The organism is Acinetobacter sp. V116_7, from assembly GCF_056735735.1.
In genome coordinates this window covers 886,930-902,495 of the sequence record NZ_JBWZIF010000028.1, presented here as the reverse complement: position 1 = coordinate 902,495, position 15,566 = coordinate 886,930, and the positions used below count along the sequence as shown (strand labels likewise).

Sequence of the window (15,566 nt, the reverse complement as noted above, 5' to 3'; positions counted from 1 at the left end):
ACTTAATATACTAATGAAAAGCCTAAATTATAAAGTTCGTCAGTAGACATGTAATAGTATTCATTACATTGTCCAGCTCCAGTACCTGAAGTCGAGGTTCCTTTTAATAAACCAAATGCAGTTTGCGAGGCAAAAACAGGACCACCACTGTCACTTGGATAGCACTTTAATGTCCCATTACCTGTACCTGATGCTATTCCTTTTACTCGAACCCAAACAGGATTACAGGTTTGGCCATTACACGCATTATCATAGGTGGGGAAGTTTAAAAATATAAAAAATGATAAAATTTCTCTATTGCCAATAAACTGAATAAATATTTTTACAATCAATATTATATACAAGGATTTAATTTGTGAAGAGAATATTGCTTTCTATTTTTCCACTATGTATGCCATTTCTACACGGATGTTCTGCTGAAGAAAAAAATGTCAACTCAATACCTATTACGCCTGACCAAGTTTCTGTTAGTAACATTAATCATGAAGCAAATACGAAAAAATCTTATAAGCAGTTTTTTCTTCTTTTAAAAGATTTAAAGTTTGATAAAGATTTACATCAGTTAGAAGCGATATGGTCTGGTAAATTAGTCTTGTACAATAACTGTTTATCCATTCTAGTGAAAAGCAATGATAAAGAAACTATTCATACCTTAGTAGTGCCTAAGAACTATGAAATCATATTTGATGATCAAAATAATATTGCTGGACTTAAAGATAGTAAGTCAAAAGAACAATACAAATTAGGTGAAGCATTGCTATTAGGAGGTTTGGCTATAGATCAAGAAAAAATGAAACCGAAAAAAAATATACCGAGTTATTGTGAGCCAAGATTGGCACTACCAGGAGACATTAAAAATGATAAAACTAAGTAGTTTGTAAAGAAAATTATTATCAAGCATATTAATTAGTAAATTCTTTATTTATTCGAGCTCTAGTTGATCGTCATCTTTCGTGACTTTGATTTTCATCTTTCTATATTTACGTTTGTTTGGATCTAAAGCAGAGTTTGTCACTTCATCAGCAAATTTTGGATTCTGCATGAGTTTGGCATAGGCTCTGTAACCTATACGAATTCTGGTAGGTGGACAATCTGTTCTTTTGGAATAATATTCAATAAGTGAATTTAATTCCTTTAACAAACTCTGATGTTCCATTGGATTGATTATTTTCTATTAATTAGTAAGTTATTTTTAGCATACTAAACTTTAGAAAGTTTCTAAAGATCTAGTTGATATACATTACTTTTGCTAAATGTGATGTAAATTGCACTAATTTCATCAATGGTGATTTATTTTGCTTTTAACCTAAGATTTTTGATTTCTTTTTAATCAAATAGTCATAATTAAGGGTTAAATTAATTTTAGAAAAAGAAAATAGATAGAAGATTGCCACGAACAAAAACTATTTAAGCAATTTTCTCAAACTGTAGTATTCAGCTGACTTTAACGAGTCGGCTTTTGTTTTTGTGGTTAGGTTTTTAAATTTCCTATTTGTAGAAATCTATGCAGCAGTTCATCCATACATCTACTTAAAAATAAAAGCCCGATAAAGAGCTTTTATTTTATATCTTGATTAAAATTTGAGTTTTTTAAGCCCACGACTCACGCCATTTTGTAAGGCTGCTTTAATAATCGGGCCAATAAAAGGAACGCGACCTTTAAAGCTAATGGTGTAATCCAAACGAGTACGGTTATTTCCCAAGTCAGTAAATTTCATTACACCACGGTGACCCTTAATTGGGCTAATCCCGCTTGTGATTGCGTACTCGATCAGTTCATTTTCTTTGTAGACTAAATTTGTTTCTACAAATGATGGGGTGAGCGGAATAGACATTTTGCGTGCAGAACCAACACCATTACGGGCATCTTTGCCGTTGCTAATACGAGTCACTTTAGCAGGAGCGAAAAGTTTGCTTAGGTTTTCATGCTCACTTAAGGTTGCAAAGACTTTGTCTACGGGTGCATCAAATTCTTGTACGATGTTGATTTTTTGAGTTTTTAACATCTTATTCCCTCTATAAATTATTTTGACATGGACGATTGTCAGAATTTGGATATTAGCATGCTTTGGGTAATGGGGGAATTCTTCTTCGTCGGAGTTATCTTAAGTCCGAAAAAAGCATTGCGATAAATCTACAATGCTTTTTGGTCTTTTCTCAATTTTTTAAAGAAGGGTTGAATCACCGACCAGTTGGTTGAAACCCAGCAAATAAAGGAACCAGCCGTCACCATTGCTGTTCCTTGCCAAAAGTTCATCGATAATTGAGTTTGTAAAACAAACATGGCCAAAATAGACGAGATAATCGGGGTGAAATAAGAGGCCACCACAAGTATGGTAATGTTTCCATGAATGATGCCAATGTTCCAAGCAGCATAACCAAAACCCATGGCAGCAGATGCCACTAAAAGGGTGATGAGAGCTGGAATATCCATTGAAGGAATGGCAAATTGCCCCGAGACAAGCAGCTTGAGCCAAAGAGTGAGTGCGACACCAACAAAGAAAATGGAAATTGGATTTTGCCCATTACTCATTTTTTTTGTGATTACACAGTAAAAAGCCCAGATGATGGCACCTGTAAATGCCAAAATATAGCTCAGTGGGTTGCTGTGAAAATTATCGACAAGACTATTTAGACTAAAATCACTACTTCCAGTTTGAATAAAAATAATGCCAGAAATTGAAATAAGTAAGCCGAGAATAATAAGAAAATTAAACTTTAATTCCTTAAAAATAACGAAAGCCAAAACCGTTAAACTCGGCCACAAATAGTTAACAATACTAATTTCAATGGCTTGTCTTGCTGTCTGAGAATAAGCAATCGCAAATGAAAAGCACACTTCATAAGCCACGAACAGGATTGTGCCAAATATTAAGTATTTTTTAGAGATCTGTTTAAAGTCTGGGACTTTGAAAATGGCCAGTAACAGTAGCGCACTTAAAGAATAAATAAGCGTAACACCTAGCTCAGGTCCAAGGGCGGCGCTGACTTGTTTCATCAGACCGACCAGAGATGCCCACATGAGAATGGCACTTAAACCAATCAATGTTGCTAGATTTTTTGACATAAAATTCAGTAAATAACGGTTAAAAAATGGTAAAGGATTAAGTTGTACTAATGAAAGGAATCAATTTTCAAGCTAAGGAATATAGGACAAATTATATAAAATATAAACAATTAAATTTATTGATTGGTTGAATCTGATATGTTTATTTAGCATTCAATTGAGTAACGAAATTTCGAATAAAACAACATTCTTACGAGGAAAATATGGAAGTCATTAAAACGGTTGGTGTTGTTGGAGCTGGTGTAATAGGTGCGAGTTGGACGGCCTTATTTTTATATAAAGGATTTAAAGTTAAGGTTTACGACCCGTATCCTATAGATGAAGCGGTCTTTAAAAATAGAATATCTGCAAATTTAAATGATTTATTGGCTTTAGATCAAAACGCTGAACACACTCATTCTTTATCAGATGTGCTGCTTCATCTGGAAATTTTTAATCATTTAAAAGATGCAGTCTCAGACGTAGATTTTATTCAAGAAAATGCCCCTGAACGTCTCGATGTAAAACAACAGCTATATAAAGAAATTACAGCATATTGCCCTGAACATACTATTATTGCTTCAAGTTCATCGGGCTTAAAAGTGTCTGATTTCCAAAAAGAGGCCAAACATCCTGAACGTATTTTATTAGGTCATCCTTTTAATCCGCCTCATCTCTTACCTTTGGTCGAGATCGTTGGTGGTAATCTGACTGATCCTCAAATTTTAAAACAGGCTTCTGAGTTCTATAAACAACTGGGCAAAAATCCAATCATTTTAAATAAAGAAGTAAAAGGGCATGTCGCAAACCGTTTGCAGGCTGCACTATGGCGAGAAGCTTTTTCATTGGTTGAACAAGGCGTGTGCTCTGCCGAAGATATTGATGTCGCGATTACCAGTGGCCCAGGTTTAAGATGGGCGCTATTTGGTCCCTACATTAATATGCAGCTGGCCAACCAAAAGGGCTTTAAAGAGGCAATTCATCATTTAGGCCCACCAATGACAGAATGGTGGAACGATATGCATGCATTTCAACATTCAGATGAGACAGCAGAGTTGTTGGAAGCAGAAACCAACCAGCTTTTAACCCAATATAAAAATATCGATTTATATCAAACCAGAGATAAAGGTCTGGTCGATATCTTAAAGCTTAGACAGCAACTTAAGTTAGACTAAGTCAAATTTTTAAGACAAAGCCAATCATTTTATTGCAAGGGGTGATTGGCTTTTTAATGGGCCAAATAACAAAAACATGCCTAGCTGAAAAAATCCTACATTCATTAAATGTTACTGAAATCTCTGTCGCGTTGCATTTGAACTATATGCCTTACGTGAAGTGTAAGAATCGTTGCAAACCGTAAAGAAAGCCTCCTCATAATCAAAGGACATCATAGAAAATAGAGGAATAACAATATGCGCGCTCTTACTTACCACGGTGCAGAAGATGTTCGAGTAGAAACAGTAGCAGACCCTATTATTCAAGAACCAGATGACATTATTTTACGCGTGACTGCCACAGCCATTTGTGGCTCTGACTTACATTTATATCGAGGAAAAATCCCTAGAACCGAACAAGGCGATATCTTTGGGCACGAATTTATGGGCGTGGTTGAAGAAGTCGGCCCAGCTGTCACCGCAGTCAAAAAGGGTGATCGAGTGATTGTTCCTTTTGTGATTGCTTGCGGCGAATGTTTCTTTTGTCAACTTGACCTGACCGCTGCCTGCGAAACAACTAATACAGGGCGCGGCGCAATCATTAATAAAAAGCAGATTCCACCAGGTGCAGCTTTGTTTGGCTATAGCCATCTTTACGGCGGTGTACCGGGCGGGCAAGCGGAATATGTGCGTGTGCCAAAAGCCAATAAAGGCCCTTTTAAAGTGCCAACTTCACTGTCTGATGAAAAAGTACTTTTCTTGACTGATATTTTACCGACTGCTTGGCAAGCAGTGACCAATGCCCAAGTGAAACGTGGCTCAACCGTTGCAATTTATGGTGCTGGTCCAGTCGGACTGTTAAGTGCCGCTTGTGCCAAAATGCTTGGTGCAGAAAAGATATTTATGGTCGATCACAATGACTATCGATTGAACTATGCAGCGGCAACATACGGTGCTATTCCAGTTAATTTTGATGAAGTCGATGCGGCTGAATTTATTATTCAACATACCGACAATTACCGCGGTGTCGATGCTGTGATTGATGCGATTGGCTTCGAGGCAAAAGGCAGTGTGATTGAAACTGTCCTAACCAATTTAAAGCTTGAAGGCTCAAGCGGTGCAGCGCTTCGTCAATGTATTGCCGCAGTTCGTCGTGGAGGTGTGGTGAGTGTACCAGGTGTATATGCAGGCCCAATTCATGGTTTCTTATTTGGCGATGCTTTTGATAAAGGACTGACTTTTAAAATGGGCCAAACCCATGTGCATCAATATTTGCCGCAACTCTTGGAATTGATTGAATGTGGTGATTTATCACCTGAAACGATTATTACCCATCGAATGAAATTAGAAGATGCCGCAGAGGGATATCGCATTTTTAATGAAAGAGAAGAAGATTGCCGTAAGGTAATTCTGCTTCCTTAAGATTCTCAATCTTATAATTTAGTTTTAAGCCTCTTAGTGAAAGGGGCTTTTTTATTTTCAAGATGCACAATTTTTAGTGCAGCTTTTTATTTTTGAACTCAAATCGCACCTAAATGGCCCAAGTTTAGTATTACTTTTAACAAAAATCGTAATACTAAGCTGGCATGTCCTTTGCATAGTCATAAACAATCAAAAGTGATCTAGGGTTCCGATACTTCATGTATGACTGGACCGAGAGTTCACGGTTCCTAGCGAACTACACGGAGGGATAAAAGCCCGGGAGGAAGTCTAAAACTATCCGACAGGAGTAGCTATGAACACTGCAAGTTATCATAACAATCAGGCGATTTGGACCGAACTTTTACCCGGCGGACATCACTGGTCGGGTCGTATTCAAAAAGGAACTATTCTTAGATTTACATCGCTAGGCGCTCAGGCAAATGTTTCTTTGTTTTGTGTAAATGCTGCCGATGTGCTTGAACGTTTTAACATGCCTGACAGTTTAAAAGGGCAACATACCGCCTATTTAAAAGCTTCCAATGTGCTGTATTCAGACCTTGGCCGTGTGATGGCTTCCATTGTTCATGACGATCATGGTTGGAACGATGCACTTTGTGGCCCAAGCCGACCTGAGCAAATTGAAAAGCAATTTGGCAGTCGCACATTTCAAGATGCCCGCAATGATATGTACCAAAATGGCTTAGACGGCTTACTCATTGAAATGTGTAAATACGGACTTGCCAGCCAAGACCTGAGTGCTGCGGTTAACCTATTTTCTAAAGTTGCACCAGATGAAAACGGCGCTTTGTCTTATGTCGGTTCTGACAACACCGATCAAACCATTGAACTGCGCTTTGAAATGGACTGCTTACTATTTTTATCTGCTGCACCGCATGGTTTAGACATCAGCCCAATCTATCAACCTGCCGATATTCAACTCAGTTTATTTAAAGCCAATTCTCTAGCAGACAGCGATATTTGTCGTGATGCATGTTCGCAAAATCAGCGCGCGTTTCAAAACACAGCCCGCTACTACGCGCTTAGTAATATTTAAATCAGGAGAAGCATCATGACAGTTTTACAATCATTTGAAAAAGCAGTTTTAAATGAAGTTTGTCCTGCGGGCGAAGCGTGGATGTGCGAGGTTAAAAAGGGCCAATATTTTCGAATTATTGATCTGGAGGGAAACCAAGCGGTCGATACTTTGTTTATGAGTGCCGAAAATCCAACTGAGCGTTATAGCGCAATGGATACTTTGGCCATCAACCAACAAATCTATTTAGAAAAGGGCACCAAGCTCTATAGTAACTTTGGCCGTCCAATTGCGGTTATTCATGATGATAACTGCGGTCGCCATGACACCATTGGTGGTGCTTGTTCATGTGAAAGTAATACGGTTCGCTATGCACATGAAACCTACCCAATGCATAGTTGCCGTAACAACTTTATGTATGCCTTGGCAAAACACCCGATTGCGAAGAAGCATGGCTTAAATGTCCGTCACATCGGCCCAAACATTAACTTTTTTATGAATGTGCCTGTTACGCCAGATGGCCAGCTTAAATTTGATGACGGAATTTCAGGCCCCGGTAAATATGTCGAAGTTCGGGCAGAAATAGATTTGATTGTTTTAATTTCCAATTGTCCACAGCTCAATAACCCATGTAACGCCTATAACCCAACCAAAATTCAACTGGTTGTCCGTGAAGCGGAAGGGGTGTAAGCATGTTTAAAAAAGTTCTAATTGCCAACCGTGGTGCAATTGCTTGTCGCGTCATTCGCACCCTTAAAAAACTTGGGATTGCTTCGGTGGCTGTTTACTCCGAAGCCGATCGTGATTCTTTACACGTGACTTTGGCCGATGAAGCTTTTCTGATTGGCCCTGCACCTGCGCATCAAAGTTATTTAAATATTGAAAAAATCCTTGAGGTTGCTAAACAGTCTGGAGCAGAAGCCATTCACCCCGGTTATGGATTTTTGTCTGAAAATGCCGAGTTTTGTGATTTGTGCGAAAGCCAAGGCATTGCTTTTATTGGGCCAACTTCAAGCCAAATGCTCGATTTTGGTTTAAAACATACCGCGCGTGAGCTGGCTATTAAAAGCAATGTGCCTTTACTTCCGGGTAGTTCACTACTTGCTAATGAAGCCGAGGCTTTGTTTGAGGCAGCTCGTATTGGCTATCCAGTCATGCTGAAAAGTACCGCGGGCGGTGGCGGTATTGGCATGCGTCTGGTCTGGAATGAAACCGAGTTAAAAGATGCTTATCAAACCGTGTCTTATTTAGCTCAGGTCAATTTTAAAGATGCAGGTTTGTATTTAGAGAAATTTGTACAACATGCGCGCCATATCGAAGTGCAAATTTTTGGTGATGGGCAAGGACAAGTTTTAGCCTTGGGTGAGCGTGATTGTTCGGTACAACGCCGTAATCAAAAGGTGATTGAAGAAACACCCGCGCCACACTTAAATGAACAGCAACGCGACTATCTGCAAAAAGTTGCGATTCAACTGATGCAGTCGGTGAACTATCGCTCGGCAGGCACGGTTGAGTTTGTTATGGACACCGAAACCCAAGAGTTTTATTTCTTAGAGGTCAACACGCGTTTGCAAGTCGAGCACGGCGTGACCGAACAAGTGTTTGGTGTCGACTTGGTCGAGTGGATGGTTACCTTGGCAAGTGGTGACTGGTCAGAACCGACTGAAAAGTTAGAGCCAACAGGACACTCCATTCAAGTTCGTCTTTATGCCGAAGATCCGATTAAACAGTTCCAACCAAGTGCAGGCCTACTCACGTATGTTAAATTTGACCCGCAAACCCGAGTCGAAACATGGGTTGAAACAGGTTCAATGGTGTCGTCTTTTTATGACCCAATGATTGCTAAAATTATTGTGACCGCTGCAACACGAGAGCAAGCTATACAGGCAATGAGTGCCAGTCTTGCCAATACGAAAGTGGCTGGTATCGAAACCAATTTGGAATATTTACAAAACATTATTGCTTGTGATGTGTTTGCTTTAGGTACCCAAACCACTCGGTTTTTAAATACGTTTGAATGGAAAACACAAAAAATTGAGGTGTTGCAGGCTGGCATTCAAACTGCCATTCAAGACGTAACAGGTCGATTAGGTTATTGGGATGTCGGGGTGCCGCCATCAGGTGCCATCGATCCACTCAGTTTAACTGTAGCAAACCAGCTTTTAGCCAATGAGCCAAATACCGCAGGGTTTGAATGTACCTTACAAGGGCCAACTTTAAAGTTTCACTGTGATAGCCAAATTGTCATTACGGGCGGTGATATGCCTTCAAAACTTGATGGTGAACTTGTACCGATGTGGCAAACCATCAACGTGAAAAAAGGCCAAGTTTTAAAATGTGGCCTCATCCGTTCAGGTTGTCGCAGCTATATTGGCATTAAAGGTGGTTTCGATGTTCCTGACTATTTGGAGTCGCAGGCGACTTTTACTTTGGGGCAATTTGGTGGGCACGCAGGCCGTAATTTATTAATTGGCGATATGCTACCGATTACTGAATATTCTGTTCAATCGACCACTGCATTGGCTCAAGTGCAAATTCCTAGCTTTACCCAAAACTGGGAAATTGCAGTCATGTATGGGCCACATGGTGCGCCAGATTTTTTCACCAAACAAGATATTGATACGTTCTTTGTCAATGAGTTTGAAATTCACTATAACTCAAGCCGTACAGGCATTCGTTTAATTGGTCCCAAACCTGAGTGGGCACGTGAAGATGGCGGCGAGGCAGGCTTACATCCCTCTAATATTCACGACAATGCTTATGCGATTGGGGCAATTGATTTTACGGGCGATATGCCAATTATTTTGGGTCCAGATGGTCCGAGCTTAGGCGGCTTTGTTTGCCCTGCGGTAGTCATTCATTCCGAGCTTTGGAAAATCGGGCAGCTAAAAGCAGGCGATAAGGTCAAATTTGTACCCGTGAGTTATGCGCAAGCAAAAGTACTCGATCAAAAATATCATCAAAGCTTAACTGCGGCTGATACAACTCAGATCGATTTTAACCCAGCCATTCAAGCAGAACCCGACACTTTAAAAGATGCAGTTTTAGCTACTTTAGACGGTAAAGCTGCCTTACCAAGCGTGACCTATCGACCAGCAGGAAATAGCTATTTGTTGGTGGAATATGGTGAGTTAGTACTCGACCTAAATTTACGCTTCCGCGTTCATGCACTCATGCAATGGGTCAAAGATCAAAACATTCAGGGTATTATCGATTTAACACCGGGTATTCGTTCACTACAAATTCATTTTGATTCAATCCAGCTCGATCAACTTGAGCTTTTACAGAAACTTCAACAAGCAGAAGCCGAGTTACCCGACATTCAAAATATGCAGGTTCCTTCACGGACTGTCTATTTGCCTTTGGCTTGGGAAGATTCACAAACTCAACTTGCAACTGAGCGCTACACACAAATTGTTCGACCAGATGCGCCTTGGTGCCCAGATAACGTCGAGTTTATCCGCCGTATTAATGGTCTAGCTTCCAAGCAAGCAGTTAAAGATGTGGTCTATAGTGCAAACTATTTGGTGATGGGTTTAGGCGATGTGTATTTAGGTGCACCCGTTGCCACACCACTGGACCCACGCCAACGTTTAGTCACCACAAAATATAACCCTGCGAGAACTTGGACACCTGAAAACGCCGTGGGTATCGGCGGTGCCTATATGTGTGTGTACGGCATGGAAGGGCCGGGAGGCTACCAGTTTGTTGGTCGCACGACCCAAATGTGGAGCCGTTACCGTAAAAATGCCAACTTCGAAGAAGGCAAACCGTGGTTATTGCGCTTTTTTGATCAAGTTAAGTTTTATGAAGTTTCTGAGGCTGAACTTCTGCAAATGCGGGAAGATTTTAAGGCGGGCCGATTACAACTTCGTATTGAAGATGGTGTACTCAACTTAAAAGAATACAACCAGTTTTTAAAAACACATCAAGACAGCATTCAAGCCTTTAAAGATATGCAGCAAGCTAACTTCGAGGCTGAACGCCGCCGTTGGCACGAAGCGGGCTTGCAAGAATATATTTCTGAAAGCCTAGATGCGGTAGATGAAGGGGAAACCGTGGTGATCCCTGAAGGGGGCTGTGCAGTCGAATCACACATGCCGGGCTCAATCTGGAAAATCGAATGTGCATCGGGAGATATTGTTGAAGAAGGTGCAACTCTTGCGGTGATTGAGGCAATGAAAATTGAAATCCCGATTATTGCCCCCGAACGCATGAAAGTTGAAACCATTACCATTGAAAAAGGGCAAACCGTAAAAACGGGACAAGTACTTTTTACCTTGGCACCTGTCGCTTAAACCAAAAGAGAGCATCAATACCGATGCTCTCTTTTTTATTATGCTTCGGTCAAATGCTTTAATACTTTATGACCATGTTCAACCGCTTCTAATTTAATTTTCGACTCTGGATTGCCTGATAAAGGTGATACGTCATAAAGCAAGTAAGTGGCGCTTAACTGCATTTGCGTATATTGAATTGAATATTGAACTGCTTTTAAAAAGCTATCGGCTAAGTTTTCTTGGTCGTTCACCATGTTGGCTTCTGTTTGGCCGACCGTCATGCTAATAATGACTTTTTTGTCTTTTAATTTATCGCCCTGAGAGCCATAAGCAAACTGATAAGTAAAAACTTCATCAAACCATAATTTCAAAATTGCCGGCATATTAAACCAGAACATTGGATATTGCAGGATGATCGTGTCGTGGCGTAACAACGCTTCTTGTTCAGCACTTACATCAATTTGGTAGTCTGGATAAAGTTGGAAAATATCTCGGACTTCGAGGTCCGGATAGGTTTTTACAAGTTCATTCACAATCGTTTTATTTGCAATCGATTGAGCGTAGTAGGGATGGGCCAAAATAAGTAAAGCCATAATAATGCCTTGTAGCTATAAAAATCATAGTCACTATAGTTTTTATAGTATGGGTGTACAATAACTATCAAAGTTGATAGGTGGCGTTAAAAATGGCAAATACTGAAAATAAATGTGAAATCAGCATGAATGGAAAAACCTATCCATGTCATATCAGTATGGCTATGGATTTGGTGGGTGGAAAATGGAAAGGCGTTATTTTATATTATCTAAAAGATGGGCCAAAACGTTTTAATGAAATCAATCAATTAATGCCCACCATCACAGAAATGACCTTAAGCCTTCAACTTAAACAATTAGAGCAAAGTGGCTTAATTTCTCGAACCGTTTATGGTGAAAAAGCACCGATTAAGGTGGTTTATGAAATGACAGATTTAGGCCAATCTTTTAAGCCTGTTTTAGAGTCTTTATCGTTATGGGCACATACGATGATTAATCAGTCATAAGATTAAAATTAAATATTAGCCCCATCCCTGTGCATGGGGCTTTTTTTGCCCAAAAATCACTCACAAATTTCTGCCAAGCCTATCAAAAGGACGCTTAAAAACTGGCACATTTTCTGCATCTCTTATCAGTAATACAAAAACTGAATTTGGTAATACCAAGCTAGAGGTGCGATATGAACGATGTAAAACCTGTGGTTCAACCAAAGCCAACGTTAAAAGCCTTTTTAGTCGAATTGCTTAGCGTACGTGCAGGCGTATATATCAAGCAAAACAATCAGCCGCCTAAAACAAAAGGATAAGACTGTGGCAAAACAAAAGTTGGCTCGAATCAGTATTACTGTACCTGAAACGACCCTCAACGCACTCGACCAAAAAATTGTCGAGCAGAACTATGAAAGTCGCTCGCAAGCCATTGTCGACATGATTAATAAACACCTGATCGCAGAGCAGGCGCAGGCTAATGAAGTCATGGTGGGCACCTTGACGTTACTTTATGACGCTAGCCAAATGACCTTGCGTAATCAATTGGTCGATTTACAGCAACAGTTTTTAGCGCAGGTGATTAGTTCACTTCATATTCAGCTCGACCAACAAAAGATATTGCAAGTCATGTTAATGCAGGGCACGAGTTCTGAACTTAGACAAATTAGCCAGCAATTTATTGTGCTGAAAGGGGTGATCAAAGGACATCTAGAACTGATGGATGCCGTCATGCCGCCTATACAGCAAAATGACTAAATGAGGAGTAGCGTGTTGAAAAATTTATGGACAATCCAAGACTGGAAAACAGCATATCAAAACGGGCAAATCCATCTTACAGATCTGATTGGCTATGTTGCAGAAATTAAAAATGATGACCATGCGTGGATTGAAATTGCATCGAACGAGCAGATTCAGGCACAAATTGATGTTTTAAAAGATCAGAATATTGCTGACTTACCTCTATACGGAGTGCCATTTGCAGTCAAAGACAATATTGATGTCGCTGGCTTTCATACCACTGCTGCTTGTAAAGAAGTTCAATATTTAGCGACTCAAGACGCTACCGTAGTTGCCAAGCTGAAAAAAGCAGGGGCGATTGTGGTGGGCAAAACCAACTTAGATCAGTTTGCGACTGGACTGGTTGGCGTTCGCTCTCCTTATGGTGCAGTAAAAAATAGTTTTAAGCCCGAATATATTAGCGGCGGTTCAAGCTCAGGTTCATCAGTGGTGGTTGCCAACGGCATTGTGCCTTTTAGTTTGGGGACAGACACGGCGGGGTCAGGGCGTGTTCCTGCTGGTCATAACAATATTGTGGGCCTTAAACCGACGAAAGGCTGGTTCTCTACCACAGGTTTAATTCCTGCCTGTCGGACTATTGATGTCATTTCTATTTTTGCACTGCATATTGATGACGCTTGGACAGTGGCCAACTTAATGCAGGGCTATGATAAAGCAGATGAATATTCACGAGCACATCCAGCCAATGTACCAACTCAGTTTTCTAAACGAAAAATTGCTATTCCTGCTCAGCTTGAGTTTTATGGTGATTTTGAATCTGAAAAAGCCTTTTTAATTGCAATTGAGCGCGTAAAAAAGCTGGGTTATGAAGTTAAGAGTATAGATTTCAGCGTGTTTAATGAGCTTGCTGCTGCACTTTATAACGATGCTTGGGTAGCAGAAAGAACAGTCGCCGTTGAACGCATGACAACACGTGAAAAGGCTCATCCAGTCATTGCTCAAATTATTGCGCAGGCAGATAAATTCAAAGCAACAGATGCACTTCAAGCGGAATATAACCGCGCCGTTCTGGCTCGAAAAATTAATTTGGCTTTACAGCCTTTTGATGCATTGATGGTTCCGACAGCACCAACCATTTATACCATTGTCGAAGTTGAAGCCGACCCGTTGACTAAAAACGCGCACATGGGGGCCTATACCAACTTTGTAAATTTTGCAGATCTTTCTGCTTTAGCCTTACCAAATGTACTGCGTGATGACGGTTTACCAAGCGGGGTAACCTTTATTGCACCAGCTTGGCACGATCAGGCACTGGCAAATTTTGCGCAGCTCTGGCAAGCCGAAACACTGCTGAGTTTGGGTAAATCAACTCAACATTATCAAAAAGGTATAACCATCCAGTCGAATCATTCAGTGCAGCTTGCTGTCGTCGGAGCGCACTTAACAGGCATGCCACTTAATTTTCAACTCACTAGTCGTAATGCCACTTTACTCAAGAAAACCCAGACAGCAGAAGCCTATAAACTCTTTGCCCTAAAAAATACCACGCCACCAAAACCTGGGCTGCAATGTGATGCGACAGGTACTTCTATTGAAGTTGAAGTGTGGGATGTTCCATTAGCAAATTTTGGAGCCATTGTGGCTGAAGTGCCTGCACCACTTGGTATTGGCAACCTCAAATTAAAAGATGGAACATGGGTCAAAGGCTTTATTTGTGAAGCTTATGGTATTCATGATGCAACCGATATTAGCCATTTTGGAGGCTGGCGAGCCTATATACAGTCACTCAATCAAACCGCTCAAAATGTTGTTAGTAAAAATGTTGGGGAAGTTTCTATATGATTAAAAAAGCGTTTTTATCCGTATCTATTTTATCGGCAGTTGTATTGGGTGGGTGTGACAATACGGCTAAAGTGCCCGAGGCCAAACAAGACGCTCAGGCAGCCACAAATACAAAACCAATTACCATTGGTTATAGTGATTGGCCGGGCTGGGTGGCTTGGCAAGTAGCCATTGAAAAAGGTTGGTTAAAAGAAGCAGGGTTAAATGTGGAGTTTAAATGGTTTGATTATTCGGCTTCTCTTTCGGCCTTTTCAGCAAATCAACTTGATGCCGTTTTGGTCACCAATGGCGATAACTTGGTAACAGCCTCAGGTGGCACTCAAGGCATGATGATCATGGCAACAGATTATTCTGCGGGCAATGATGTCATTATTGCAAAAGAGGGCATTAACACCATTCAAGACCTAAAAGGAAAATCAATCGGTGTTGAAAAAGGCTTGGTTGACCATCTTTTACTGGCAACTGCTTTGACCGACCATAACATTAAAGCGAGTGAGGTGAAGTTGGTGAACTCAGCAACCAACCAGCTACCTCAAGTGTTCAATAGCCCAGATATTTCTGCAATTACTGTTTGGCAGCCTGTTGCGGGGCAGGCATTAAAAGCCGTAGCGGGTTCTAAAATTATCTATACCTCTAAAGACAAGCCGGGTTTAATTTATGACACCCTGACTGTCAACATGAGCCACTTAACTGCGCATCAAGAAGAGTGGAAAAAAGTCATTCAGGTGTGGGACAAAACCGTTAAATATATTAATGACCCTGCAACCCATGCCGATGCGGTTAAAATCATGGCAAACCGTTCAGGGGTCGACCCAAAACAATATGAGTTGATGGTCAGCGGTACGCATCTATTAGATATCAATGCCAATAAAAAAGTATTTGCTAAATCTGAAGGCTTTGACTCGATTTATGGCTCTACTTATCACGTCAATAAATTTAACGTCGAAAATGGGATTTATAAAACCGAACAAAATGTAGATGGGCTGATTTATCCGACACTCATAGAACAGCTCAAATAAGCCTAGTAAAT

Annotated in this window: 16 protein-coding genes and 1 riboswitch; of the genes, 11 read left to right on the top strand and 5 right to left on the bottom strand. The window is 40.5% G+C overall.

The window, feature by feature from the left end:
* Positions 1 to 2: 2 nt before the first annotated feature.
* Positions 3 to 332 carry a hypothetical protein gene (locus tag AC1PJP_RS18185; RefSeq protein ID WP_322003972.1) on the bottom strand — a complete coding sequence of 110 codons (330 nt, stop codon included), beginning with the start codon at positions 330 to 332 and terminating at the stop codon, positions 3 to 5.
* 23 nt (positions 333 to 355) lie between these two features.
* On the opposite strand from AC1PJP_RS18185, the gene AC1PJP_RS18180 reads away from it, so the two are divergent.
* Positions 356 to 874, top strand: coding sequence for a hypothetical protein (locus AC1PJP_RS18180; protein WP_322003974.1), 519 nt, complete (start codon positions 356 to 358; stop codon positions 872 to 874).
* Positions 875 to 922: 48 nt separating this feature from the next.
* Here the strand turns inward: AC1PJP_RS18180 and AC1PJP_RS18175 are convergent, their stop codons facing one another.
* The 3 genes from AC1PJP_RS18175 to yddG all read right to left on the bottom strand — a co-directional run bounded on the left by AC1PJP_RS18175 (position 923) and on the right by yddG (position 3,067).
* A complete protein-coding gene (locus AC1PJP_RS18175; protein ID WP_004642296.1) occupies positions 923 to 1,156 on the bottom strand; it encodes a hypothetical protein in 234 nt (77 codons plus the stop codon).
* Between the two features lie 418 nt (positions 1,157 to 1,574).
* Entirely contained in the window at positions 1,575 to 2,006 is a 432-nt protein-coding gene (locus AC1PJP_RS18170) for an SRPBCC family protein (protein WP_002114206.1), read from the bottom strand.
* Between the two features lie 128 nt (positions 2,007 to 2,134).
* Positions 2,135 to 3,067 (bottom strand): aromatic amino acid DMT transporter YddG, encoded by a 933-nt coding sequence (gene yddG / locus AC1PJP_RS18165; protein WP_479767999.1) that lies wholly within the window; start codon positions 3,065 to 3,067, stop codon positions 2,135 to 2,137.
* Between the two features lie 203 nt (positions 3,068 to 3,270).
* Here yddG and AC1PJP_RS18160 point away from each other — a divergent pair, with 203 nt between their 5' ends.
* The 5 genes from AC1PJP_RS18160 to uca all read left to right on the top strand — a co-directional run bounded on the left by AC1PJP_RS18160 (position 3,271) and on the right by uca (position 10,953).
* Complete coding sequence (locus AC1PJP_RS18160) at positions 3,271 to 4,221, top strand: 3-hydroxyacyl-CoA dehydrogenase NAD-binding domain-containing protein (protein ID WP_479767997.1); 951 nt, start codon at positions 3,271 to 3,273, stop codon at positions 4,219 to 4,221.
* 237 nt (positions 4,222 to 4,458) lie between these two features.
* Positions 4,459 to 5,622, top strand: a complete 1,164-nt coding sequence (locus AC1PJP_RS18155; RefSeq protein WP_479767995.1) for a zinc-dependent alcohol dehydrogenase — start codon at positions 4,459 to 4,461, stop codon at positions 5,620 to 5,622.
* Positions 5,623 to 5,811: 189 nt separating this feature from the next.
* A riboswitch (guanidine-I (ykkC/yxkD leader) is annotated at positions 5,812 to 5,907 on the top strand.
* A gap of 28 nt (positions 5,908 to 5,935) precedes the next feature.
* Positions 5,936 to 6,676, top strand: a complete 741-nt coding sequence (locus tag AC1PJP_RS18150) for an urea amidolyase associated protein UAAP1 (protein WP_479767993.1) — start codon at positions 5,936 to 5,938, stop codon at positions 6,674 to 6,676.
* A gap of 15 nt (positions 6,677 to 6,691) precedes the next feature.
* Positions 6,692 to 7,345, top strand: coding sequence for an urea amidolyase associated protein UAAP2 (locus AC1PJP_RS18145; RefSeq protein WP_111854903.1), 654 nt, complete (start codon positions 6,692 to 6,694; stop codon positions 7,343 to 7,345).
* Positions 7,346 to 7,347: 2 nt separating this feature from the next.
* Complete coding sequence (gene uca, locus AC1PJP_RS18140; protein WP_479767990.1) at positions 7,348 to 10,953, top strand: urea carboxylase; 3,606 nt, start codon at positions 7,348 to 7,350, stop codon at positions 10,951 to 10,953.
* A 38-nt stretch (positions 10,954 to 10,991) separates the two neighbouring features.
* On the opposite strand, the gene AC1PJP_RS18135 is transcribed toward uca, so the two are convergent.
* Positions 10,992 to 11,528 carry an NAD(P)H-dependent oxidoreductase gene (locus AC1PJP_RS18135; RefSeq protein WP_479767988.1) on the bottom strand — a complete coding sequence of 179 codons (537 nt, stop codon included), beginning with the start codon at positions 11,526 to 11,528 and terminating at the stop codon, positions 10,992 to 10,994.
* 92 nt (positions 11,529 to 11,620) lie between these two features.
* Between AC1PJP_RS18135 and AC1PJP_RS18130 the strand changes: the two genes are divergently transcribed.
* From AC1PJP_RS18130 to AC1PJP_RS18110, 5 genes are all read left to right on the top strand, one after another.
* The gene (locus AC1PJP_RS18130; protein WP_479767987.1) at positions 11,621 to 11,974 is read left to right on the top strand and encodes a winged helix-turn-helix transcriptional regulator; all 354 of its coding nucleotides are present in this window, start codon (positions 11,621 to 11,623) and stop codon (positions 11,972 to 11,974) included.
* A gap of 173 nt (positions 11,975 to 12,147) precedes the next feature.
* The gene (locus tag AC1PJP_RS18125; RefSeq protein ID WP_001000625.1) at positions 12,148 to 12,273 is read left to right on the top strand and encodes a hypothetical protein; all 126 of its coding nucleotides are present in this window, start codon (positions 12,148 to 12,150) and stop codon (positions 12,271 to 12,273) included.
* 4 nt (positions 12,274 to 12,277) lie between these two features.
* Complete coding sequence (locus tag AC1PJP_RS18120; RefSeq protein ID WP_479767985.1) at positions 12,278 to 12,712, top strand: CopG family ribbon-helix-helix protein; 435 nt, start codon at positions 12,278 to 12,280, stop codon at positions 12,710 to 12,712.
* Positions 12,713 to 12,724: 12 nt separating this feature from the next.
* Positions 12,725 to 14,536, top strand: coding sequence for an allophanate hydrolase (gene atzF, locus AC1PJP_RS18115; RefSeq protein WP_479767983.1), 1,812 nt, complete (start codon positions 12,725 to 12,727; stop codon positions 14,534 to 14,536).
* Positions 14,533 to 15,555, top strand: a complete 1,023-nt coding sequence (locus AC1PJP_RS18110) for an ABC transporter substrate-binding protein (RefSeq protein ID WP_479767981.1) — start codon at positions 14,533 to 14,535, stop codon at positions 15,553 to 15,555. The genes atzF and AC1PJP_RS18110 overlap by 4 nt, the downstream gene beginning before the upstream one ends.
* The last annotated feature ends 11 nt before the right edge of the window (positions 15,556 to 15,566 follow it).